Origin of the sequence: Streptomyces kebangsaanensis, assembly GCF_001906585.1 — a bacterium.
GTDB classification, from domain to species: Bacteria; Actinomycetota; Actinomycetes; order Streptomycetales; family Streptomycetaceae; genus Streptomyces; species Streptomyces kebangsaanensis.
In genome coordinates this window covers 29303-51297 of record NZ_JUJA01000169.1, presented here as the reverse complement: position 1 = coordinate 51297, position 21995 = coordinate 29303, and the positions used below count along the sequence as shown (strand labels likewise).

21 protein-coding genes and 4 pseudogenes are annotated in these 21995 nt (G+C 70.6%); 13 read left to right on the top strand and 12 right to left on the bottom strand.

The annotated features are described in order from the left end of the window. The 5 genes from RH94_RS37615 to RH94_RS37595 form a co-directional block, all read right to left on the bottom strand. A partial coding sequence (locus tag RH94_RS37615; RefSeq protein WP_073952788.1) for a hypothetical protein occupies nucleotides 1-273 on the bottom strand: 273 nt, incomplete at its 3' end. 70 nt (nucleotides 274-343) lie between these two features. Then, nucleotides 344-1519, bottom strand: a complete 1176-nt coding sequence (locus RH94_RS37610) for an RNA polymerase sigma factor (RefSeq protein WP_073952787.1) — start codon at nucleotides 1517-1519, stop codon at nucleotides 344-346. Between the two features lie 21 nt (nucleotides 1520-1540). After that, nucleotides 1541-1948, bottom strand: coding sequence for a YciI family protein (locus tag RH94_RS37605; protein ID WP_073952786.1), 408 nt, complete (start codon nucleotides 1946-1948; stop codon nucleotides 1541-1543). A gap of 256 nt (nucleotides 1949-2204) precedes the next feature. Further along, entirely contained in the window at nucleotides 2205-3074 is an 870-nt protein-coding gene (locus RH94_RS37600) for an alpha/beta fold hydrolase (protein WP_073952785.1), read from the bottom strand. Between the two features lie 26 nt (nucleotides 3075-3100). Next, the gene (locus RH94_RS37595; RefSeq protein ID WP_073952784.1) at nucleotides 3101-3493 is read right to left on the bottom strand and encodes a hypothetical protein; all 393 of its coding nucleotides are present in this window, start codon (nucleotides 3491-3493) and stop codon (nucleotides 3101-3103) included. A 195-nt stretch (nucleotides 3494-3688) separates the two neighbouring features. Here RH94_RS37595 and RH94_RS46925 point away from each other — a divergent pair, with 195 nt between their 5' ends. Together RH94_RS46925 and RH94_RS40505 are read left to right on the top strand one after the other, a co-directional pair. Next, complete coding sequence (locus tag RH94_RS46925; protein WP_199881156.1) at nucleotides 3689-3928, top strand: LysR family transcriptional regulator; 240 nt, start codon at nucleotides 3689-3691, stop codon at nucleotides 3926-3928. Between the two features lie 31 nt (nucleotides 3929-3959). Next, nucleotides 3960-4349: a hypothetical protein gene (locus RH94_RS40505; protein ID WP_143204120.1), complete on the top strand. Its 390-nt coding sequence runs from the start codon at nucleotides 3960-3962 to the stop codon at nucleotides 4347-4349. Between the two features lie 45 nt (nucleotides 4350-4394). On the opposite strand, the gene RH94_RS37585 is transcribed toward RH94_RS40505, so the two are convergent. The 3 genes from RH94_RS37585 to RH94_RS37575 form a co-directional block, all read right to left on the bottom strand. After that, a complete protein-coding gene (locus RH94_RS37585; RefSeq protein WP_143204119.1) occupies nucleotides 4395-5030 on the bottom strand; it encodes a hypothetical protein in 636 nt (211 codons plus the stop codon). A 461-nt stretch (nucleotides 5031-5491) separates the two neighbouring features. Next, nucleotides 5492-5833, bottom strand: coding sequence for a transposase (locus RH94_RS46920; RefSeq protein WP_407697417.1), 342 nt, complete (start codon nucleotides 5831-5833; stop codon nucleotides 5492-5494). Between the two features lie 55 nt (nucleotides 5834-5888). Then, nucleotides 5889-6056 (bottom strand): hypothetical protein, encoded by a 168-nt coding sequence (locus RH94_RS37575; protein WP_158073132.1) that lies wholly within the window; start codon nucleotides 6054-6056, stop codon nucleotides 5889-5891. Between the two features lie 243 nt (nucleotides 6057-6299). On the opposite strand from RH94_RS37575, the gene RH94_RS37570 reads away from it, so the two are divergent. From RH94_RS37570 to RH94_RS37540, 7 genes are all read left to right on the top strand, one after another. Next, complete coding sequence (locus RH94_RS37570) at nucleotides 6300-6722, top strand: hypothetical protein (protein ID WP_073952781.1); 423 nt, start codon at nucleotides 6300-6302, stop codon at nucleotides 6720-6722. A 1568-nt stretch (nucleotides 6723-8290) separates the two neighbouring features. Then, nucleotides 8291-9163, top strand: a complete 873-nt coding sequence (locus RH94_RS37565; protein WP_073952780.1) for an FAD binding domain-containing protein — start codon at nucleotides 8291-8293, stop codon at nucleotides 9161-9163. A 1-nt stretch (nucleotide 9164) separates the two neighbouring features. After that, a complete protein-coding gene (locus RH94_RS37560; RefSeq protein ID WP_073952779.1) occupies nucleotides 9165-9686 on the top strand; it encodes a (2Fe-2S)-binding protein in 522 nt (173 codons plus the stop codon). Continuing rightward, on the top strand, nucleotides 9683-12055 hold the full coding sequence (locus RH94_RS37555; RefSeq protein ID WP_073952778.1) for an aerobic carbon-monoxide dehydrogenase large subunit: 2373 nt from the start codon (nucleotides 9683-9685) through the stop codon (nucleotides 12053-12055). The genes RH94_RS37560 and RH94_RS37555 overlap by 4 nt, the downstream gene beginning before the upstream one ends. Nucleotides 12056-12064: 9 nt before the next feature. Then, complete coding sequence (locus RH94_RS37550; RefSeq protein ID WP_073952777.1) at nucleotides 12065-12991, top strand: XdhC family protein; 927 nt, start codon at nucleotides 12065-12067, stop codon at nucleotides 12989-12991. After that, nucleotides 12984-13901, top strand: a complete 918-nt coding sequence (locus tag RH94_RS37545; protein ID WP_073952776.1) for an AAA family ATPase — start codon at nucleotides 12984-12986, stop codon at nucleotides 13899-13901. The genes RH94_RS37550 and RH94_RS37545 overlap by 8 nt, the downstream gene beginning before the upstream one ends. Further along, complete coding sequence (locus tag RH94_RS37540) at nucleotides 13885-15033, top strand: vWA domain-containing protein (protein ID WP_073952775.1); 1149 nt, start codon at nucleotides 13885-13887, stop codon at nucleotides 15031-15033. The genes RH94_RS37545 and RH94_RS37540 overlap by 17 nt, the downstream gene beginning before the upstream one ends. Nucleotides 15034-15224: 191 nt before the next feature. On the opposite strand, the gene RH94_RS37535 is transcribed toward RH94_RS37540, so the two are convergent. Further along, nucleotides 15225-15629: a hypothetical protein gene (locus RH94_RS37535; RefSeq protein ID WP_234426340.1), complete on the bottom strand. Its 405-nt coding sequence runs from the start codon at nucleotides 15627-15629 to the stop codon at nucleotides 15225-15227. 78 nt (nucleotides 15630-15707) lie between these two features. Here RH94_RS37535 and RH94_RS46915 point away from each other — a divergent pair. Then, nucleotides 15708-16010 (top strand): annotated as a pseudogene (locus RH94_RS46915) (transposase); the annotation flags it as partial. A 13-nt stretch (nucleotides 16011-16023) separates the two neighbouring features. On the opposite strand, the gene RH94_RS37525 reads toward RH94_RS46915, so the two are convergent. Both RH94_RS37525 and RH94_RS37520 read right to left on the bottom strand, forming a co-directional pair. Beyond that, nucleotides 16024-16842 carry an SAM-dependent methyltransferase gene (locus RH94_RS37525; RefSeq protein ID WP_073952773.1) on the bottom strand — a complete coding sequence of 273 codons (819 nt, stop codon included), beginning with the start codon at nucleotides 16840-16842 and terminating at the stop codon, nucleotides 16024-16026. 442 nt (nucleotides 16843-17284) lie between these two features. Next, a complete protein-coding gene (locus RH94_RS37520) occupies nucleotides 17285-18268 on the bottom strand; it encodes a helix-turn-helix transcriptional regulator (protein ID WP_199881152.1) in 984 nt (327 codons plus the stop codon). Between the two features lie 145 nt (nucleotides 18269-18413). On the opposite strand from RH94_RS37520, the gene RH94_RS37515 reads away from it, so the two are divergent. Then, nucleotides 18414-19826 carry an aminopeptidase P family protein gene (locus RH94_RS37515; RefSeq protein WP_073952771.1) on the top strand — a complete coding sequence of 471 codons (1413 nt, stop codon included), beginning with the start codon at nucleotides 18414-18416 and terminating at the stop codon, nucleotides 19824-19826. Nucleotides 19827-20303: 477 nt separating this feature from the next. Here the strand turns inward: RH94_RS37515 and RH94_RS47025 are convergent. Beyond that, a pseudogene (locus RH94_RS47025) lies at nucleotides 20304-20543 on the bottom strand (IS630 family transposase); the annotation flags it as partial. A gap of 211 nt (nucleotides 20544-20754) precedes the next feature. On the opposite strand from RH94_RS47025, the pseudogene RH94_RS45920 reads away from it, so the two are divergent. Both RH94_RS45920 and RH94_RS41685 read left to right on the top strand, forming a co-directional pair. Then, a pseudogene (locus tag RH94_RS45920) lies at nucleotides 20755-20988 on the top strand (IS701 family transposase); the annotation flags it as partial. A gap of 557 nt (nucleotides 20989-21545) precedes the next feature. Beyond that, nucleotides 21546-21995, top strand: a pseudogene (locus RH94_RS41685) (alkaline phosphatase PhoX); the annotation flags it as partial.

Below are 21995 nucleotides of genomic sequence, written 5' to 3'. Positions count from 1 at the left end.
ACGGCGGGCCATCTCCATGGGGGTGTGACCACCTGGATCCGCCAGCTCTGGATCAGCCCCGAAGGCCAGCAGCACAGCAGTGGTATGCACCGTCAACGGATGGCCGCTCTGCAGCGAACCGTCGCCCTCGATGTCGATCGCGTGCGTCAGCAGCGTCATGTTGCCGAAGGCCTCATCGGGATCGGACCCGTCGGCCGGCAACCTCCAGCGCGCCTGTCGTCGTTGAGCTTCCCCGCCGGCAACGCGTCGTGCAGCCGGTCTCGACCTGCCCACTCGCTGTGGGACGACCGCTCTGGGCCACCCAGCCGTACCCAGTGCTGCGGAAAAATCCGAGCGCGACCCGTCAGCGACACCGGCCGGCGTTGAGCCGGGCGGCCTGGCGCGTCAGGTGGTCGCGCTCGGCGAGGTTGGGTGCCCTGTGGGCTGCCTCGGCGTACAGCCGTGCCGCCGTCGCCAGGTCGCCGTCGCGCTCGTGGAGGTACGCCGCCACCGCGGCGTGGCGGGGCAGCGAGTCGTCCAGCGCCGCGAGTGCCGCCAGCCCGGCGCGCGGTCCGTCGGCCTCGCCGACGGCCACCGCGCGGTTGAGCCGGACGACGGGGCTGTCGGTCAGGCGTGTGAGCTCGTCGTACCACTCGACGATCTGCACCCAGTCGGCCTCCTCGGCGGTGGGCGCGTCGGCGTGGAGGGCTGCGACGGCGGCCTGGGCCTGGAACTCGCCCAGCCGGTCGCGGGCGAGGGCCGCCTGTAGGATCGCGACGCCCTCGGCGATCGACTCGGTGTCCCACCGGTCTCGGTCCTGCTCGGCGAGCGGTACCAGGCTGCCGTCGGGCGCGGTCCGGGCGGCGCGCCGGGCGTGGTGGAGCAGCATGAGAGCGAGCAGTCCCGCCACCTCGGGGTGGTCGACCTGGGCCGCGAGTTGCCGGGTGAGCCGGATGGCCTCGGCGGCGAGGTCGACGTCACCGGAGTAGCCCTCGTTGAAGACCAGGTAGAGGACGCGCAGCACGGTGGCGACGTCGCCGGGCTGGTCGAACCGCACACCGGCCACGGTGCGCTTGGCCCGGCTGATCCGCTGCGCCATGGTCGCCTCGGGCACCAGGTAGGCCTGGGCGATCTGACGGGTGGTCAGCCCGCCGACGGCGCGTAGCGTGAGCGCGATTGCGGACGACGGCGTCAGCGACGGGTGGGCGCACAGGAAGTAGAGCTGGAGGGTGTCGTCCACCGCGGGCGCGGGCCCGGGCGCCGGCTCCTCGTCGAAGAGGTCCTCACGCCGACGGCGGGCGGCGTCCGCCCGCGTCGCGTCGAGGAACTTGCGCCAGGCCACGGTGACCAGCCAGCCCTTCGCATCCCGCATGGGGCGTTCCCTGCTCGAAGAGCTTGGGGAGGGGGTGGCCGGCCAGACGCGGACCGCCTCGAGAAGCGCGTCCTGCACGGCGTCCTCGGCCGCCGCGAAGTCGGCTCCGCGGCGGACGAGGACGGCGAGCACACTCGGCGTGAGGCTGCGGAGCAGGGCCTCGTTCATCGATGAGGTCACTGAGTGAGGTCACTGCGTGATGGTGGGCGGCGCGGCCAGGAACGGGCGCACCTCGAGCCACTCGTGGATCGGCTTCCCGCCCGCCCCGGGGGCGGCCGACAGTTCCCCGGCCAGCTCGATGGCGCGCTCGTAGCTGTCGACGTCGATCACCATCCAGCCGGCGATGAGGTCCTTGGTCTCGGCGAACGGGCCGTCGGTGACCGGCGGGCGCCCCTCGCCGTCGTACCGGACGAACGTGCCCTCGGGGGCGAGCGCCTGACCGTCGACGAACTCACCGGTCTGCTCGAGCCGGGCCGCGAAGTCGTGCATGTACTGCACGTGCGCCGAGATCTCCTCCGGTGTCCACTGGTCCATCGGCACGTCGTTGACCGCGGCCGGAGCGCCGCGGTAGTGCTTGAGCAACAAGTACTTCGCCATCGTGTCTCTCCCCGGTGCTGGTGCGACCCATTGTGGTCACGTTCACCCCCAGGGACGGAGCCGGTCACGGATTCTCGACATCGCCGTCCGAACTTTTTCGGACTCTCGTGGATGAGCCCGGGTGAACCGTCCCACGGTGCCCGGGGCCACGGCGTGACGCGAGAGCGAGGAGGCGCTACGGCGTGTGGCCGGGCACTCGCGGCGGAGGACCACAGGGCCTTCTCGGGCTGCGGTTTCGGGGTGGGGCGAAGGCTGCTCAGCCGGGGAGACTGGTCCGTTCTTCGATTCGCTGCAGTGCGTGCTTGAGGTACTGCGCGAACCGCGGGTAGTTCTCGCTCATCGGGAAGTGGCCGATGTCCTTCATCTCGATGAATTCCGCGCCGCGGATCTGCTTGGCGGTGCGCTCGCCGTCCTCAGGGGTGGTGAGGTAGTCGTACTCGCCGGTGAGCATGATCACCGGGCACGCGTCGCCGTCGATGTCGCCGAGGCGGTCACGCAGGTCGTGGTCGACCGAGTAGAAGTACAGGTCGCCCTTGAACGCCTCGGACCCCTGGCTGTAGTAGAACCACGTGGCCCAGCGGTCCCGCTCCGGGGACTGTGGCGCCATGAGGTCCCACACACCGCTGGCACACACCTGGGCCGCGTTGGCGTGCGGGTGCTGCCACCAGTCGAGGTAGAAGCCGGGCGAGTAGTCGGCGCCCTCGACCGGAATGACGGCCTTGAAGCGGTCCGGATGGCGCAGCGCCAGCTGCAGTGCGACGTTGCCGCCGAAGGAGGAGCCCATGAAGATCGGGTCTTCCAGCCCGAGAGCGTCGCAGAATGCGGTGATGAACGCCACGAAGTGGTCGGCGGTGAGCTTGTACTCCTCCTTCCACCAGTCCGTGTTCCGTGGCGGGTCGGACTTTCCGTGACGCGTGAGGTCGTACGCGATGACGCGGTAATTGCTGGTGATCTCCTCGTCTTCCAGGAGATCGCGCCACTGGTGGTTGTGCGCGCCGGCGGTGTGCTGGCAGACGAGCGGCTGGCCCTCGCCGTTCTCCAGGTAGAACACCTTGTACTCGATGCCTTCCACGTCAATGGTGACGTAGTGGCCGGTGACCGGGGAGATGCGGGAATTGTTGCTCATCGGATTCCTTTCGGCGGGGTGATCGGTCAGCCCAGCGGACCGGTGACGCGCAGCAGTTCCAGCTGCCGGGTCAGGCAGCGCAGGTTCTGCATGAGGACCAGCAGGTCCCCCTCGAGCCGCATGCCCCGCCGGAAGGTGGCCGCCCAGATGCCGTGGTACATGGGACCGGGCGTCGGCTGGCAGAATCCCTGCCAGGTCTCGGCGGTCGCGCGTATCGCGAAGTCGTAGGCCACCAGCGGCTCCGGGTCGACGATCAGTTCTTCGATGCGCCCGTGGTGCACGCGGACGAGAAAGGAATGCGCCTCCATGTCGAGCAGGTAGCTGCACGAGAAATACTTCCCGTGCGCCTGGATTTCCGCGTCGCCGTCACTGAGCTGACGGAAACGATCCACCGGCTTCTGCGCCGTTGCTGTTGCCATTTACCTCTCCTCGGTAACGCCGATGTTTCTGTAAAGCCAATGCGGTGTGGTGAGGCGGTCCAGCGCAAATCCGTCACCGATCGATAATCCAGGGCCATTGGTGGGGTAACGGCATGTTCCTGTGCCGGCGGACGACCCGGCGGTATCATTCCGGCCATGGAGCTGGACCTGCGTCTGCTGAGGTAATTCACAGCCATCGCCGAGGACCCACGTTTCGGACGGTCAGCACGACACCTGCACATCTCTCAGCCTGCACTCAGTGCCCAGATCCGCAAGCTGGAGCACATGTTCGGCGTGGAGCTGTTCCGCCGTACCAGCAGGCATGTCGAGCTGACCGCGGCCGGTGAGTCAGTCCTCGTCGAGGCACGCAAGACACCGGCTGCCGCAGACCCCGACCATCGCCGCAGTGGAGAAGGCCTGTCACCAGCACCATGAATGCCTGCGCAAACACGCCGGGGAAGAGACGGTGACCGACGTGCCGGAGGCGGCCCCGACGCTGTTACCGCCCGCCGAACCACCCCGCACCCGGATCATCGAACGCACCCGCCACCGCTACGAGGACATCCAGCGCCTGCTGGAAAAACGCTGGACGATCAGCGCCACCGTCCGTCGACCGAACCTCGACCGCACGACCGTGCGCCGCTTCCGCGACACAGACCTCGACGAACTGCCGGCCTCCGCGAGACGCTCACCGACAGCCAGCACGAACAGCCGCTACAAGTCCGGCCCGCCTGCCCGGACATCACCCGGGCCTGCGACCTCGCCCGAGCCTTCGCCGATCTCGCCCGTCACCAGTGTGGATACCTGTTACTGGAGTGGATCCGGCAGGCCGAGCAGGACGCACCGAAGCCCATGAAGGGCCTCGTCGGCTTCCTCCGCCAGGGCCTCGGCACCGTCACCGCTAGAAGGGAGGATGCCAGTCGTACCAGTTCGGCTTGTAACCGGGCGGGGGCCAGAGCTCTGGATGGCCTGGGTAGGTCCACTGACGGCCCACCCACTCGCATTCCGGTATCGGACCTTCCCAGTCATCTGTACAGCGGTCGGCCCGGTCCCGGCCCACCAGGACTGGACGGGTGACTACGCCGCCGGCGATCTCCTGTACTCGCACAACCAGGCCCAGCCCATTGACTCCGGGATTTCCACGCGGCCCGTAGGACACGCCGAGCGCCGCAGACCGGAAAGCGTCCAGGAGGAGCTGTTCGAGCTCGGCCGGAACGCAGGCAGTCAACTCCAGTCCGTCGAGTGTCACCTGCGGCCCGCGGGCCGCATCGACCGCCACGCAGAACAGTCGGTCGGCGCCGTCGAAGTAGGTGTGCACGGCGGGGGCCTCAGGGCCAATCCCGAACTGTGCGCCGAGGACGCGCGGAAAGTGAGGGTCGGCCTGGAACCGGCGCAGCTCGATCATGCCCGGCAACGCTGCAGCGACGCCGTTGATACGCATCCCGAAGCGCAGCGGTCCGACGCTCTCCAGCGGTACCAGCGCCCAGGCCGGCCGCGTCGGACCATCCACGGCTTCCCGGAGTTCTGCTGCCGCCATCCCACACCCGTCCCTGCTCGTGCACCGGCTGTCCCGGTTCGGGAGGCTCAGCATCGCTTGCCCTGACAACGAACTCAAGATCGTTCAGGGAACTCCGGCCAGAGCCGAATTCAAGGATTCCCAACAGGATTTCGTGGACGGCGGCTTCGTTCGATGCGGGAGGCCACCTCTGCCACTCCTCGGAGGTCTCGCGGACGGTCCGCGTGACGGTGTGGGCGTACTGCGCCAGGCCTCGTCCAGGGCTGCTACTCCCCCGTTCTCTGTAAGGCCGGTCAGGACGACGGGACCGTGCAAGAGGTAGAGGGACGTGCCGCGCCAGGCGCTCGTCAGGGCCCGGGCGACGAGGTTCTGGCGGAGTCTGCCCACCTGGCCCTCGCCATGCAGGTGCAGGAGTGCGCAAGGGTGATACACAGCCTGGTCGACAGGAGCCTTCCCCCGTGATGGTGGACACGCTTCGTTGATCACGCGGCGAGCGTGAACGCGGCCGTGTGGTGTCGGTGTTCGTATTCGTTGGGGCTGAGGTGGCCGTTGGCGAAGTGCCGGCGGCGGGTGTCGTAGCGGGTCGGCCGGGCGAAGACGGTCCTGCGGCAGGCGGCCCGGTGTCGCCGTGGTCGCGGGCGCCCCGAAGCGTCTCGCGCCCCAGGGGGCGTGGAAGCTTTCGCAGGCCGCGTTGTCCGCGCTGCTGCCGATGGCGCCCATCGACCGATGGAAACCGGGCCCTCCTCCCGGAGCTCGGCGGTCACCCGTGGGGAGCCGTAGGCGCCGCCGGAGGAGCGGTGAACGGCACGGATCTGCTCGGCCAGGATCTGGTCGTCGTGGTGCCGGGTCAGGCGGGTGTCCGCTTTGGACCGCTGCCGGTTACCTGCACCGGCCCCTGGGGGCGGAGCCGTTCTGCTGGGCAGCCGGGCCGTGGTGGCCGGTCACCGCGGTGCCGCTGTCCCCGGCGATGGCCGTGCCGGTACCGGCGACCGTCACCGACGGCACCGGCACGCTGCTGCGGTCCTGGGCGCCGGTTTCGTCGGGCACGGGGTTCTCGCCCTGACCGCCTTCGGCCGCGAACACGGCCACCCGCCCGGGGCCCTGCCAGTCCGACGCGGCCCCGGCGCCGCTCCGTGTTCCCCTGCCTCCACGGACCGCATCACCCCGCCCCGGGTCGCCCCGAGCGAGACAGCGACGCTGGAGTACGATTTCCGCTCGATTAATCGAACGGCTCTGGGAGGACGGGTCTTGACCGCCCAACTGAGAGAAACCGCAACGCAGTTGGCAGACATGCTCTGGCGTCAGCACACCGTGTACCGGGACCGGGCCGGGGGTGTGGTCATCCGGGGAGAGCATGTGCAGCGCTGGATCAGTCTCGCCCCCTCGGGCCGCAAGGACGAGATCCTGCTCCGTGCGGGCCGTATCCTCGACGGCGGCACCACCGCTCCGGCGCGTTCGGAGACTGTCGTACCGCTCCGTGCCGGTACCGGCGAGCTCGCCACGGCCTGCCGCCGCCTGCTCGCCGAGACCGCCGCCGACGCCGCACCGCCCGCTCCGGCGGCTCCAGGCCGGGCCAAGCGGCGGTCCGGGAAGCCGAAACGGCCCGGGCGGAAAGGGAAACGGATGAGCCTCGCCTCCTGGACGGTCCTCGCCTGTGTGGTCGGCGTCGTCGCCCTGTACGTCTATGGCACTGCGACGACAGGCACGCGCTGACGACAGGCACGCGCTGAGGAAAGCCCGCAGATCCTGTGGGGCTCGGAAGGTCATCGCTGCCGCTCAGGCCGCGTAACGATGCTCGTTCACGGTGGCGGGCCGTTGGACCGAGTCGGGTGGCAGCTGACGGCGGGCCCGATGGGGCCGATGCGCGTGGTGGTGCTTCTTGCAGGTGGCCAGGACCTGTCGGGCGTGGGCCTCGCCCATGATGCGATGAGGACGTGATCGAGGGCCTCACGCCGGATGCTGCCGATGGTCTTCTCGCAGCGGGCATTCGTCCGCGGTGCTCGCGGCGGGCTCTTGAGGATCTCCATCCCTTCGGTTGTGAAGACCATGTCGGAGGCCTCGCCGTAACTTGTCATCGCGGTCGCGCGGCAGGAAGCGCAGTGGCTGCAAGCACGTGCACAGGTCGGCGGCAAGATTTCGTGCCTGTTGAACGGCGCGGGGCCGGGCCGGCGCCCGCTGAGTGGAGGATTTCCCAGGCCGTGGGGGTGGCGATGGGGTGGCCGAGCCGGGCCGGCTCGGCCTGGATCCTCCTGCGCCCCGCCTGGGGTTCTCCCGCGCCAGGCGCGGGATGGGCTTCCTGATCGCCTTCCTGGTCGGCGGCTGTCAGGTCCGCGGGCGCCTCCTGCTGTGGTCCCGCTCGGCGGCGGTGAACCGGCGGGGACAGTGCCGCGAACCAGAACCGGTCCGCGGGCTCGTAGCGGACCGGGCCCATCAACTGCCGGCGCAGCACCGCGTTCTCGTACCGCAGCACGAGCAGCTCGGCGCTCTTGGCGGCAGCCGCCCAGGTCGCGGCCTGGTCGGGGGAACACCCACACGTGTCCTTCGGCCACTTCGAGCCGACGTAGCAGCCGCCTGGCGTCCGCGTCCGGATCGGTCCCGGAGGAATCGACCAGCCACGACCACTGCGGCGGCGGACCGGGCGGCCGCGGCGACCCGGCGCCGATCACCACGACCAGCCGGGTGCGGAACAGTGGCGCGCTGACCAGTGCGCCCCCGTGGTCGGCGCCGGGATACGGCCCGAGCGCGACGTCGGCCGGCCGGTTCTCGACCAGCGCACGTGTCTCGTGGCCGGCGGCCACCCCGGAGGAGGTCTCGGTCCTGCGTCCTGAGCGGTCGGCGAAAGCCCCTCGAGCGAGGGGAGCACGAACTCGGCCGGGCGTGCTCGTGGCGACGACCCGCAGCTCGTCGGGCGCACCCCGTGCCGCCCGTACCGCCGCCTCGGCATCCGCGCTCAGCGCGATCATCTGCGACGCGACCGGCAGCAGCCGCGCGCCCGCGGGCGTCAGACGCGTCCCACCGCCGCCGGTGCGCCGGACGAGCGGATCGCTGTGGTGGGTGCACAGCGCGGTGAGCGCCTGCGATACGGCGGACTCGTCACGCCCGGGGCTCGTGCCGCGGCGCCGACCGAACCGAGCCGGGCGACCAGCACGAAAGTGCTGAGCTGCACGGCGGCCACTACCCGATTTTCCTCGTTCGGGCGGACAAGTGAATATTTATACGCCCCTTGCATGGCCGGTGCGGAAGAGCGCAGCCTGAAGGGTACGGCGTTTCAGGAGGGCCCGATGCAGGTTCCAGCTGCCTTCCAGTACGAGACGGCCACCAGCGTTGAGCACGCGGTCGAGCTGCTCGCACGCTACGGCCCCGAGGCCCGGGTGGTGGCGGGCGGACACAGCCTGCTGCCGATGATGAAGCTGCGGCTGGCCCAGCCCGAAGCCCTGATCGACATCAACGGCCTCGGCGAGTTGGCGCTGATCCAGGTGGACGGGCACGACCTGGCCGTCGGAGCGATGGTCCGCCACGCGGAGCTGCTCGCCTCGCCGGTCGTCGGCGAGCACTTCCCCATCCTGCGGGACGCGGAACGGGTCATCGCCGATCCGCTCGTACGCAACCGCGGCACCGTGGGCGGCTCACTGTGCCAGGCCGATCCGTCGGAGGACCTGTCCGCGGCGTTCTCGGCACTGCGGGCGACTCTCGTCGCTCAGGGCCTCGGCGGCAGGCGCACCATCGGGATCAGGGAGTTCTTCCTCGGTCCGTACGAGACCGCGCTGGACGAAGCCGAGCTTCTGGTGGAGATCCGAGTGCCCATCCGTTCGCACGCCAGCGCCTACCGCAAGGTCGAGCGCCGGGTCGGCGACTGGGCGGTCGTCGCCGCGGGAGCGGTGCTGGAGATCTCCGACGGGGTCATCACCGAGGCCGGGATCGGGCTGACCGCGGTGGGTGCCCCACGGTTCGTGTCCGAGCAGGCCGAGGACTTCCTGCGCGGCGGACGGCCGGACGACGAGGGCTTCGCGGAGGCAGGCCGGATCGCCGCGCAGGAGTGCAGGCCGACGGCCGACCAGCGCGGCCCGGTCGACTACAAGCGGCATCTGGCCGGGGAGCTCACCACACGGGCGCTGCGCGTCGCCGCCGCACGTGCCCAGGGGCAGGAGGCGTGACATGCGGATCACCGTGACCGTGAACGGCGAGCAGCGCACGAGGGACGTGGAGCCCAGGCTGCTGCTCGTGCACTTCCTGCGCGACGAACTCGGACTCACCGGCACCCACTGGGGCTGTGACACCTCCAACTGCGGGGTGTGCGCCGTCTGGCTGGACGGGACGCCGGTCAAGTCCTGCACCGTGCTCGCGGTGATGGCCGACGGCCATGAGGTGCGGACCGTCGAGGGACTGGCGCACGGGACCGAACTCGACCCGGTGCAACAGGGATTCATCGCCTGCCACGGGCTGCAGTGCGGCTTCTGCACGCCGGGGATGATGATGACCGCCCGCTGGCTGCTCGACCACGACGCGGATCCGTCCGAGGAGGACATCCGGGAGGCCATCTCCGGACAGATGTGCCGCTGCACCGGTTACGAGAACATCGTGCGTTCCGTCCGCTGGGCCGCTGAGCACGGAGGCGGGGCGCGGACCGCGGACGCGGCCGCCGAGTCGGCGCCCGGCCGCGAGGAGGTGCGGGCATGACGACCACCGAGGAACGGCCGGTCGGTTTCGGACGGATGCCCCGCAAGGAGGATGCGCGGTTCGTCCGCGGCCACGGGACCTACGTCGACGACGTACGGCTGCCCGGGATGCTGTACGGCGCGATCCTGCGCAGCCCGCTGGCGCACGCCCGGATCGTGTCCGTCGACACCAGCGCCGCCGAGGCGCACCCGAAGGTCAAGGCCGTGATCACCGGGGAGACACTGGCCGGTCTCGGGCTGTCCTGGATGCCCACGCTCTCGTACGACACGCAGGCGGTGCTCGCCACCGACAAGGTGCGCTTCCAGGGCCAGGAGGTCGCCTTCGTCGTCGCCGAGGACCGCTACGCCGCCCAGGACGCCCTCGAGCTGATCGACGTGGAGTACGAACCGCTCCCCGCGGTCGTCGACGCCCGCCGGGCGCTCGACCCGGACGCGCCGGTGATCCGCGACGACAAGGACCAGCAGACAGACAACCACATCTTCGACTGGTCGGCGGGCGACAAGGAGCGAACCGACGAGGTCTTCGCGGCCGCCGACGTCGTGGTGGAGCAGGACATGCTCTACCCGCGGGTGCACCCGGCGCCGCTGGAGACCTGCGGCACCGTGGCGGACATGGACGCCGTCACCGGGAAGCTGACGGTGTGGTCCACCACCCAGGCCCCACACGCCCACCGCACGATCTACGCGATGGTGGCCGGCATCCCGGAGCACAAGATCCGGATCATCTCCCCGGACATCGGGGGCGGCTTCGGCAACAAGGTCGGCATCTACCCCGGTTACGTGTGCGCGGTCGTCGGTTCGATCGTCACCGGCAAGCCGGTGAAGTGGGTCGAGGACCGCTCGGAGAACCTCATGAGCACCTCCTTCGCCCGTGACTACCACATGCACGGCGAGATCGCGGCGACGGAGGACGGGAAGATCCTGGGCCTGCGCGTCCGTGTCATCGCCGATCACGGCGCGTTCAACGCCACCGCACAGCCGACGCAGTTCCCGGCCGGCTTCTTCGGCGTCTTCACCGGCTCGTACGACCTGGCCGCCGCGCACTGCGCCGTGACCGGCGTCTACACCAACAAGGCCCCCGGCGGCGTCGCCTACGCCTGCTCGTTCCGCGTCACCGAGGCCGCGTACCTGGTCGAGCGGATGGTCGACGTGCTCGCGGACAGGCTCGGCACGGACCCGGCCGAGCTGCGGATGCGCAATCTGCTGCGGCCCGGGCAGTTCCCGTACAGGACGCGGACGGGGTGGGAGTACGACTCCGGCGACTACCCGCGTGCCCTGCGGCTGGCCATGGACATCGCGCACTACGAGGACCTGCGCCGGGAGCAGGCCGAAAAACGCCGGCGCGGCGAGCTGATGGGCATCGGAATCAGCTTCTTCACCGAGGCTGTCGGCGCGGGCCCGCGCAAGCACATGGACATCCTGGGACTGGGCATGGCCGACGGTGCCGAGCTGCGGGTCCACCCGACCGGCAAGGCCGTCCTGCGCATCTCCGTGCAGACCCAGGGGCAGGGCCACGAGACGACGTTCGCGCAGATCGTCGCCGAGGAACTGGGCATCCCTCCCGAGGACGTCGAGGTGGTGCACGGCGACACCGACCAGACCCCGTTCGGGCTCGGCACCTACGGATCCCGCTCGACGCCGGTGTCCGGAGCCGCGGCCGCGATGGTCGCCCGCAAGGTGCGCGAACGCGCGAAGATCGTCGCTTCCGCGATGCTCGAAGTGAGCCCGGACGACCTGGAATGGGAGAAGGGCCGCTGGTACGTCACGGGCGACCCCGACCAAGGCCGGACCATGGCCGAGATCGCGCTCGCCGCACACTCCAACCTGGAACTCCCGGAGGGCGTCGAGGGCCACCTGGACGCGACCTGCGTCTACAACCCGCCGAACCTGACCTTCCCGTTCGGCGCGTACATATGCGTCGCCGACGTGGACGCGGACACCGGCCAGGTGAAGGTCCGCCGGTTCATCGCCGTGGACGACTGCGGCAACCGGATCAACCCCATGATCGTCGAGGGTCAGGTGCACGGTGGACTCGCCGACGGCCTCGGCATGGCGCTCATGCAGGTGATCGCCTTCGACGAGGACGGCAACTGCCTCGGCGGGTCGTTCATGGACTACCTTCTGCCCACCTCGGTCGAATGCCCCTCGTGGGAGCTCGGCGAGACGGTCACCCCCTCCCCGCACCACCCCCTCGGAGCCAAGGGCGTCGGCGAGTCCGCCACGGTGGGCTCGCCCGCCGCGGTGGTCAACGCCGTGGTCGACGCGCTGAAGCCGCTCGGCGTACGCCATGTCGACATGCCGCTGACGCCCGCCGCGGTGTGGCGGGCCGCCCAGGGCCGACCACTGCGCACCGACATGGCCATCACCTGAGGCCCCGTGATGACGAACACCGAACTGCTGACCCGCGCGGACACGCTCCGGCACGGCCGTACCCCGTTCGTCCTGGCCACCGTCGTCCACGCGGAACGACCCACGAGCGCCAAGCCCGGGGACAGTGCACTGGTGCTGCCCGACGGCACCGTCGAGGGCTTCGTGGGCGGCAGCTGCGCCGAGACGACGGTGCAGTTGCAGGGTCTGCGCGTGCTGCGGACCGGCGAGTCGCTGCTGCTGAGAATCACGCCCGGCGCGGACACCGGCACCGAGGGCCCGCAGGAGTCTGTCGAAGGCCTGGTCACGGTGGCCAATCCCTGCCTGTCGGGCGGGACGCTCGACATCTTCCTGGAGGCCAACCTCCCGCCGGCGCTGGCGTACGTCTACGGACACGCCCCCATCGCCCGCGCTCTGCTCGACGTCGGTCGTGTGCTCGGTCTCGACGCCCGACCGGCCTCGCCCGGGGAGCCGCTGCCGCCCGACCTGGACGTCGTCGTCATCGCCACGCACGGCCGCGACGAGGGAACCGTACTGATCGAGGCCGCACGCGCCGGGGTCCCGTACATCGGGCTCGTGGCCAGCCCGAAGCGCGGCGCGGCGGTGCTCACCGCACTGGATCTCACCGAGGAACAACGCGCGCGCGTTCACACCCCGGCCGGACTGGACATCGGCGCGCGGACCCCGGCGGAGATCGCACTGTCGGTGTACGCCGAGATCATCGCACTGCGGCCGCAGGCGGCCCGAGCCGCGCGCCCCGGAGCCGAACCCGCCGCGCCGCGGACCGTGGCCGAGGACGTGGATCCCGTGTGCGGCACGACCGTGGCGATCACGCCCGACACCCTCTCGCTGGACCGGGCCGGCAGCAGGGTGTACTTCTGCGGGCCGGGGTGCCGGCACGCCTTCGCCGACGACCCCTCCCGTTACGCGCATGCCTGACCTCGACCCCCTCGTACCCGATGTCCCCGCCCTGCGCTCGCGTCTCGACACAGTCGGCTACCTGGCCGACGACGCCCTGGTCACGGCGCTGCTGCTGGCCGTGCGGATGCGGCAGCCGATCCTGCTGGAGGGCGAGCCCGGCGTCGGCAAGACCGAGGCGGCCCGCGCGCTCGCCGCCGTGCTCGACACCCCACTGATCCGGCTGCAGTGCTACGAGGGACTGTCCTCGGCCGAGGCCCTCTACGAGTGGAACTACCCCCGGCAACTACTGGCCATCCGGCTGGCCGAGTCCCGCGGGGAGCTCCTGCGGGACGCCGATCTGTTCACCGAGGACTACCTGCTGCCACGGCCGCTGCTCGCCGCGATCTGCCACCCGGGACCGCGGCCGGCGGTGCTGCTCGTCGACGAGGTGGACCGCGCCGACGACGAGTTCGAGGCGTTCCTGCTGGAACTGCTCGCGGATGCCGCGGTCACCGTCCCCGAACTCGGTACCCGGACGGCTGTGGTGCCGCCGGTGGCGGTACTGACCTCCAACCGCACCCGGGATCTGCACGACGCGCTCAAGCGCCGCTGCCTCTACCACTGGATCGACTACCCGGACACCGCACGAGTCGCCGCGATCATCCGCAGACGGGTACCGGAGTCGGCCGAGTGGCTGGCCGAGCGCGTGGCGCGCGGGGTGGCACGCCTGCGTGCCCGCGAGGAACTCACCAAGCCGCCCGGCATCGCCGAGGCGATCGACTGGGCGGGCGCGCTGCACACGCTGGGCTTCTCCGTTCTCGACGCCGACGCCGCCGGCCTCACCCTGGGGGCGGTCCTCAAGTACGCCGAGGACCTGGAGGCCGTGCGCCGGGCCGGACTGGCGGAGCTGTTCGACACGGAGGCCCGCTCCGATGCCCGACCTGCCTGAACTGGCCGCCGCGTTCACCGCCGCCCTGCACGACGCGGGGATCGCGGTGGGCCCCGACCGCACCCGGAGCTTCGCTCGGGCGCTCACCCTGCTGGCACCGTCGACGACGCGCGAACTGCGGCACTGCGCGCTCGCCACCCTGGTGTCCGACCCCGAGCAGATCGAGCTGTTCGACGGAGTCTTCCGCGAGGTCTTCGGCGGCGCGGCCGACCGCGGGGCACAGCGCGGACAACCCGGCGACCCGCCCCGATCGCTCCCGAACACCGTTCCCGGCCGCGTCCCCGGTACCCGGACGGACACCGCGGGCGGACGAGGCCGGGATGCCGACGCACAGCCGCGGACGGCTCCCGTGCCCCTCTCCGCCAGTCCGCTCGACCGTCTCGCGGGCCGCGACTTCGCGGACCTGTCCGCCGAGGAACTGGCGCGGCTCTCCGAGGTGATGCGCACCCTCGTGCTGCGCACTCCGACCCGGCCGTCCCGCCGGCGCCGCACAGCGCACCACGGTGCGCGCATCGACCTGCGCCGCACCCTCTCCGCCGGCCGGCGCACCGGCGGATACCCGCTGCGGCTACGCCGCTTCGCGCCCCGCGCCCGCCCCCGCGACCTCATCGTGCTCTGCGACATCTCCGGATCGATGGAGCCCTATGCCCGCGCGATGCTCCAACTGCTCTACTGTGCCGCCCGCGCCACCCACGCCGAGGTCTTCACCTTCGCGACCAGGCTCACACGCCTCACGCCCGTCCTCCGGCGGGGCGGGCCGGACGACGCCCTGGCACGGGCCGGACGGGCGGCTCCGGACTGGTCCGGGGGCACCCGGATAGCGGACTGCCTGGCGGAGTTCAACGAGCGGTTCGGCCGGCGCGGCATGGCGCACGGCGCCGTGGTCGCCCTCGTCTCCGACGGCTGGGACACCGGCCCGCCCGCCGACCTCGCCACCCACATGGCGCGGCTGTCCCGGGTCGCCTACCGCGTCGTATGGGTCAACCCGCGCACGGCAAGCCCGCGTTACCGTCCACTCGTGGCCGGCATGGCCGCGGCACTGCCCTACTGCGACGCCGTCGTCAGCGCCCACAACCTCGCGGCCCTGGACGACTTCGCCGCCGCTCTGTACGCCCGGCGTTGCCACCGGTGACCCTGCCCGTCCCGTGCCGTCGTCCGGCCCGGTGGCCGGACGGCCGAGCACCGCTGTGGCGATCGTCACGAGGATCTTTGAGGGCCGTTGCGTACGCCGATCTCGACCGTTCGTGAGGGGCCGCCCGGGGCGAGGTCGATCCCGAGCACCCCCACCGACGTCTGTCGCGCCATCAGGAAAGTCGGCATCGGTCAGCATGTGTCTCGATGGTGTCTCCGCTTGCCGACCTTCCGCCCGCTGCGCGGGCCGGATGTATGGCCGCCGCCCCGGTTCGGTGACTTCGGTGCGGGGACCGGCAGCTCTGCGGGTGCCGATTTCCCATCCGCCCGGCTCAGGCTGTGTGTCGGTACTCGTGAAGGACTCCGCCGAGCCGATCTCGTCGACGGATCTCCGGGCGTCTGATCCGCCCCGGTTCGGTGACCGGTGCGGGAGCGGAGTGGGGCGGCCTGATGCAGGGCCCGGTGGGGCCGGTGCCTGTTGCAGTGCGACTCGAACGCGCGCAGGGCATGGAGCAGATGGCGCGGGTCCCGGATGAGGGTGCGGTCCAGCAGTCCGTGCCGGCAGGTCTGTGTCCGGTGCTCTGCGATCGAGTTCATCTGCGGCATCCGAATGCCGCTGGTGACGATCTCCAGGCCGGTGTCGGTCAGCATGGTGTCCGGCAGGATCCGTTTGCGGAACCGTCACGCTTCCGGGAGTTCTCCTGCTGGCCGACCAGGCGTGCGGATGCGCTGTGTCCTGCGCCTGGCGACGACGCCGCTACCGTCACCGCGCGGCGGATGCGCGAACCGGTCGAGCGGCTGACCACAGCAGGGCAGTGGAAGGGCGAAGACCCGGACATCCCGATCGTGGTGGACGCCGGTTACGACGTGCCCCGCCTCGCCCGCCTTCTTGAGGACCCGCCGGTGCAGGTGCTGGGCCGGATGCGCTCGGACCGTGCCCTGCGCCGGACGGCACCACCCCACGCCCCCGCCGCACAGGTTGAAGATCAAGTCAGGCTTTCCGGGCCAGCCCGGCGGCGATGAGACGTTCCCAGACGGTGAGTTCCCGTTCGCCGCCGCTGTTCCACGGGCTGTCGACCACGTCAGGACGCCACAGGGACGCGGGGACGATCCCGGGATCGAGAATCTCCAGGCCGTCCAGCAGGGATTCGATCTCCTTGTCGGTGCGCCACCGGCCGCGGCCGAAAGTCTGCTGGAGGACCCCCTCGGCCTCCGCTGTCTCCGGGTTGTCGCCGGAACGGAAGTGGCTGACGAAGAAGTAGCTCCCGGAGGGCACGTGGTCGCGCCAGTAGCGGACGATTCCAGCCGGGTCCTCCTCGTCGTTGACGTGGTGAAGGATGGCACTGAACATGACGGCGACGGGGCGATCGAAGTCGATCAGTTTGAGGGTGTCCGGGTGGGCACGGACGTCTTCGGGGTTGCGTACATCGGCTGGGACGAGCCGGGTCTGGTCGTTTTCCTCCAGCAGCGCACGGCCGTGGATCAGCACTTGGGGGTCGATGTCGACGTACACGACCCGAGACTCCGGAGCGTGCCGTTGCGCGACCTGGTGGACGTTGTCGGCGGTCGGAAGACCACTGCCCAGGTCGATGAACTGCCGTACGTCGGTGGTCGTTGTGATCTCGCCGACCGCCCGGGTCAAGGCTGCGCGGTTGGCGAAGGCGATTGCCACCGAACCAGGAAGGTCACGTCTGAATACGTCGCCGATCTCCCGGTCCACGGCGTAGTTGTCCTTGCCGCCGAGCAGGTAGTCGTAGACACGGGCGATACTGGGTTTGGTGGGGTCGATGGAGGGGCCTTCATCCGTCATGGCGACCATCCTCGCCCGCATCGTCGCCTGCCGGCCATCACTTTGGAATCCTTGGGCGGACAAATTCCAAGGTCTTGTCAGGCCCCGGGCCACGGCCGCGTGATGTCGCGCGCCGAGTGCTCCCAACGTTCGGCTGCGGTCCGAGGCCACCGACACCGAACTGACTGACCCGGCTTGCCGTGGATGGGGGCACACGCGACGCATCACGTTGCCGCCCAGGACGTGCTCGCCCTCCTGGGCGGCTCCGCGGCAGCCATGGCGGACACCGGCTCCTGTCACACCCCGTGCAGGGGCGGGGCGCGCTGCCCGGCTGCTCCTGCCGAGGAGGAGGCCAGGCCAAGGATGTGAGAGGGCGAGCTCCAGTCCCGCTGTGCGGGCCGGATGGGGCACGGCGATCCGCAGCGCGTGTTCGTCCGTGTGAGGTCGGGCCAGGGGCCGGCCGTCACAACCATCCGTTGCGCTGGGCCTGCAGGGCCAGCTGGAAGCGGTTCGCGGCGCCCAGCCGGGCCATCAGGACCTGCAGGCGGCGGAACAGCGTGCGGCGGCTGATTCCCAGTTCGCGGGCGATGACGTCGTCGCTCGTGCCGCCGGCCAGGAGCCACAGCAGACGGCGGTCGGCGGGGGGCAGACCGCCTGGGCGGGCCGTGCCGCCGTGGAAGGGCAGAGCGTGCTGCCACGACTGCTCGAACAGCGCGATGAGGGCGGAGAGCAGACCGCACGGCTGTACGACCAGCATGGTGTTGTGGACGTCGGCCTCTTTGATCGACAGTGACACCAGGGCGTACGCCTCGTCGATGATCAGGAGTTTGACGGGGACGGACGGCAGCACTCTGGCCTGCTCACCGGCGTTGATGCACGGTTCGATGACGTGTTTGAGGTGATCCGGGCGTTCCAGCGACTCGCGGGAGTACACGACACGCTGCGTGACCCCGCGGGCCAGCGTGGCCAGTGCGTCGTCGGTGGCGCTGGCCACAGGGAAGTAGGGGGGCGACTCGAACTGCCGGATCTGATGGCGGGCGCTGGCCCAGGCTTGGCGCATCCTGGGGCCGATCGCGTCGCCGGTGACGATCTCGACGAGGTGGTCGTTGTGGGCCGCGAACCGCAGGCGCCGGAACGAATCGAAGGCGCCCGCGACCGCGATGCGGGATTTCTCGACCTCGGCCGCACGGCGCCGGGCGAGGACCTCGAGACCGGCCGCCGGCGCCACCGGCGCCACCACGTCCTCGTCCTTCTCGGCGGCCCCGGCCAGGCCGGCGTCGACGAGCTCGCCGTACGCCGTGGCCAGGCCGGGGCCGTCCAGACCGGCCGCGGCGGCGATCTCGCTCAGCGGCGCAGGAGCCAGCTCCAGCAGGGTGAGATAGACCCGGGCCGCCGCCTGACCGATGCCCAGGAGCCGCAGTGCCTCGCCGAGATTCGCGTTCGTCATGAGCCGCATTATCGACGGCTGCGGCCGACCAGGCGTGGCCGATCCGTGCCAGTGGCACTACCGGGCACCATACGTGGGCGTCGCGCGATAACGTCGCCGAGCCGTCGGCACGTGGCGGCGCTCGACTCCCAGGAAGGCGGACGCAGTGGCGAAAGGCCGCAAGAACGGTTTGTACTCGGAGATCTCCGAGGAACTGTCCGCGTCGATGCGGACGGGGTGGGCGGACACCGAGAAGCGCGAGCTGACGCTCGAGGAGCAGGCCCCGTACGCGGCCGCGCGCCGGGCCGCGCTCTCCGCGCGCTTCCCGGGCGAACGGCTCGTGATCCCTTCGGGGAACCTCAAGGTCCGTTCGAACGACGACACCTACCCGTTCCGGCCGTACTCGGGCTATGTGCACATGACCGGCGACCAGGCCCGGGACGGTGCCCTTGTCCTCGAACCCCGTGCGGACGGCGGCCACGACGCCTACTGCTACCAACTCCCGCGGGACAGCAGGGACGACGACGAGTTCTGGACCGGTGCCACAGCAGAGCTGTGGATGGGCCGGCGCCGCTCCCTCGCCGAGGCGGAGCGCGTGCTCGGCCTGCCGTGCCGGGACGTCCGCAGGGCGGCCGGCGAGCTGGCAGCCGTCTCCGGCACACCGACCCGCATCGTCCGCGGTATCGACCCGTCCCTGGAGGCCGCCGTCGCCACCGAGGCGGAGCGCGACGCGGAGCTGGAAGAGGCCCTCAGCGATCTGCGCCTCGTGAAGGACGAGTGGGAGATCAAGGAGATCCGCTCGGCCGTGGACTCCACGGTGCGCGGATTCACGGACGTCGTCGGTGAGCTGTCGCGGGCGATCGCGTCGTCCGAGCGGTGGATCGAGGGCACCTTCTTCCGCCGCGCCCGCCTTGAGGGCAACGCCGTCGGCTATGGCACGATCTGCGCCGCGGGCGAGCACGCCACGATCATGCACTGGACCGACAACGACGGACCGGTGCGTCCCGGGGAGCTGCTCCTGCTCGACGCGGGCGTGGAGTCGCGCACCCTGTACACCGCCGACGTCACGCGCACTCTGCCGATCAGCGGCACCTTCAGCCCCGTCCAGCGCAGGGTCTACGACGCGGTGTACGAGGCCCAGGAGGCGGGCATGGCGGCCGTCAAGCCGGGCGCCGCGTATCGGGACTTTCATGAGGCGGCCCAGCGTTCCCTGGCGGCGCGGCTGGTCGAGTGGGGTTTCATCGAAGGGCCTGCCGACCGCGCGTACGAGTTGGGTCTCCAGCGCCGTTTCACGATGGCCGGTACCGGTCACATGCTCGGCCTGGACGTCCACGACTGCGCGCAGGCCCGGACCGAGGAGTACGTCGACGGCGTACTGGAGCCGGGCATGGTGCTCACCGTCGAGCCCGGCCTGTACTTCCAGCCGGACGACCTGACTGTGCCTCAGGAGTGGCGCGGCATCGGCGTCCGCATCGAGGACGATCTGCTCGTCACCGCCGACGGTCACGAGAATCTGTCGGCGGGCCTGCCGCGGTCTGCGGACGAGGTCGAGGCGTGGATGGCCCGGTTCGCGGGCTGAGCACATCGAGAACCGGGCCAGAGGCAGGGCCGCCGTCCGGCGAACCTGCCCTCGCATGACCGCGAGCTCGCCACCTCACGCAAGAGCGAGCGGACGGGTCGGCCGGTGCGAGGCGACGCTGGAACGGGGAGTGCTGGGCCGGCCGGCGACGCACCATGAGGCCTTGTGGGTGGAGAGGCTTTCGCAGTTCACACGGACCGCCAGGCCGGGCCTGGCCTGGCGGTCGTTCTCGTTCAGGAAGCCACGGAAGCCGACAGGCCGATGCTGGACGGGCAGTTTGTCCCTCTTCTTTCTCGCGGCGGTGCTCAGCGTCTTTCTCGCGGCGGTGCTCAGCGTCTTTCTCGCGGCGGTGCTCAGCGCGGCGAACACGCCGAGCGCGTCATGGCGTATGCGGTCGAAGCTGTGCCGCGAGGGCGCGCCGGGCAGCTCGGCAGCCCCGTGGCCGTCCGTTGCAGCGGCTGGGTCCGGGGCATTTCGTCGAAGGCGCTCGAGCCGGTTGCGTACAAGCGTTTCCAGACGGTCGAGGGCGGCGGCGAGGCTGGCCAGGCTGCGCCTGACGTGCGCCCACGCTCCCTCGACCGGGTACGGATCGGGTGGGTAGGCGGGCAGCAGGAACACCGTCAGCCATCCGCGCTCGGCGACCAGCGCGCGCATCTTTCGGGAGACGTGGGTGTTCAGTCGGTCCCCCACCGGCACGATCGACGCCTTGACCGTCTGCGCGAACAGCTCCGCCGCCTGCATCCGCACCGCCTCCCGGCGCTGCCGTGCCACCGGCGTCGGCCCGCCCCCATCCGCATACCTCACCCACCATGGACTACCGCCAACGCCCCGCTGCCATCGAACGGTTCGGCAAGGGTCACCCTGACGAGCCGAAGTCGGTAACGCCGTCGAGCGTCCGGTCCGGGCCGCCGTCTCGGCCGAGCAGGGCTGGTGGGACGGGGTCCTGCCCGGCTGCCGGCTGCCGGCCGAGTGGCCGGACGACGCCGAGACTCCCACCGATTACTGGCTGTCCAGCCTGCCGGCCGACACCCCGATCGCCGGCCTGGTCCGTCTGGCCAAGGTCCGCCTGCGCGTCGAGCACGACTACCGCGAGCTCGAGCACGGCCGGGGCCTGGACCACTTCGAAGGCCGGTCCTGGCCCGACCGGCACCACCACGTCTCCTCGGGCGCCGTGCGCGTTGACGGGGGTTCCACTCGGCCGCGGTGAACTCGTAGGCCACTTCCCAGCAGCCGTCGAGGGCAATGACGTTGGCGGACTTCACCGCGCAGCCGTCCCCGTCGTCACAGGTGCGTCCGGTGACCAGAACCGGCTCACCCATGCTGACACCACGTAGCGCGGCCTGCTCCTGGGCGGCGCGGGCCGGCCGGAAACCGGCCGCGTTCCACGGCGAGGTTCTCATGCGAGTGCGGCGGCGAGGCTGATGCGCCGCGCTGATCCCTTGCGGAACGCGGTGTGCGTCTCGACTGCCTTCGTCCGCCTCACCTCCCCATATGAGGGAGGAGGTGCTGCCTGACTGGTTTTCGACTGCCCTGTCAACGGGACTCGGGCTCAGCCGCATGAAGTGAGGGGCAGGGCTGTCCGCTTGCGCCGCGGCAGGGGCCGAGTGTTCACCGGCTTCCATGGCGAAGGGCTACTTGTGGGTGATCGGATGTTCACAGACGGCTCGTAGCTTCCAACGCGTCCACCCAGTACCACAACTTGCACAGGGAGACGCACTCATGCGCCGTACCCGTCTCGCCGCAACGGCTCCCGCGCTCGGCCTGGGCCTTCCCCTCGGGCTGACGACTGCCGGGCCGGCAGCCGCCGCGGCCGGGCCGATGGCGTTCGAGCCGATCAAGGGCTCGGCCTACGACCAGGTGACCCCCGACTGGAGCGAACCACTCGTCGCTCCCGAGGGCTTCACCCAGAAACTCGTCGCCGACGAGACCGTCCTCGACATCTACGGCGGCACCACCGACGACCTCACCGACATGAACACGGTCAACGAGACCGGTCCGCAGGCCGGCCGTTACCTCTACCGCACCCACGAGGTCGGCTCCAACGGCTCCCTGTCCGTTGTCGACCTGAAGACCGGCGAGACCAAGGTCATCGCCCAGCGCGCGGACTGGAGCCGGCTCGACGGCCTGCGCTGGACCCCGTGGGGAACCCTGCTCTTCGCCGAGGAGACG

Coding starts and splice junctions, on each gene's coding strand:
- RH94_RS37610 (WP_073952787.1), bottom strand. CDS start 1,519: ATGAACGAGGCCCTGCTCCGCAGCCTCACGCCGAGTGTGCTCGCCGTC.
- RH94_RS37605 (WP_073952786.1), bottom strand. CDS start 1,948: ATGGCGAAGTACTTGTTGCTCAAGCACTACCGCGGCGCTCCGGCCGCG.
- RH94_RS37600 (WP_073952785.1), bottom strand. CDS start 3,074: ATGAGCAACAATTCCCGCATCTCCCCGGTCACCGGCCACTACGTCACC.
- RH94_RS37595 (WP_073952784.1), bottom strand. CDS start 3,493: ATGGCAACAGCAACGGCGCAGAAGCCGGTGGATCGTTTCCGTCAGCTC.
- RH94_RS37585 (WP_143204119.1), bottom strand. CDS start 5,030: ATGGCGGCAGCAGAACTCCGGGAAGCCGTGGATGGTCCGACGCGGCCG.
- RH94_RS37570 (WP_073952781.1), top strand. CDS start 6,300: ATGCTCTGGCGTCAGCACACCGTGTACCGGGACCGGGCCGGGGGTGTG.
- RH94_RS37565 (WP_073952780.1), top strand. CDS start 8,291: ATGCAGGTTCCAGCTGCCTTCCAGTACGAGACGGCCACCAGCGTTGAG.
- RH94_RS37560 (WP_073952779.1), top strand. CDS start 9,165: ATGCGGATCACCGTGACCGTGAACGGCGAGCAGCGCACGAGGGACGTG.
- RH94_RS37555 (WP_073952778.1), top strand. CDS start 9,683: ATGACGACCACCGAGGAACGGCCGGTCGGTTTCGGACGGATGCCCCGC.
- RH94_RS37550 (WP_073952777.1), top strand. CDS start 12,065: ATGACGAACACCGAACTGCTGACCCGCGCGGACACGCTCCGGCACGGC.
- RH94_RS37545 (WP_073952776.1), top strand. CDS start 12,984: ATGCCTGACCTCGACCCCCTCGTACCCGATGTCCCCGCCCTGCGCTCG.
- RH94_RS37540 (WP_073952775.1), top strand. CDS start 13,885: ATGCCCGACCTGCCTGAACTGGCCGCCGCGTTCACCGCCGCCCTGCAC.
- RH94_RS37535 (WP_234426340.1), bottom strand. CDS start 15,629: ATGAACTCGATCGCAGAGCACCGGACACAGACCTGCCGGCACGGACTG.
- RH94_RS37525 (WP_073952773.1), bottom strand. CDS start 16,842: ATGACGGATGAAGGCCCCTCCATCGACCCCACCAAACCCAGTATCGCC.
- RH94_RS37520 (WP_199881152.1), bottom strand. CDS start 18,268: ATGACGAACGCGAATCTCGGCGAGGCACTGCGGCTCCTGGGCATCGGT.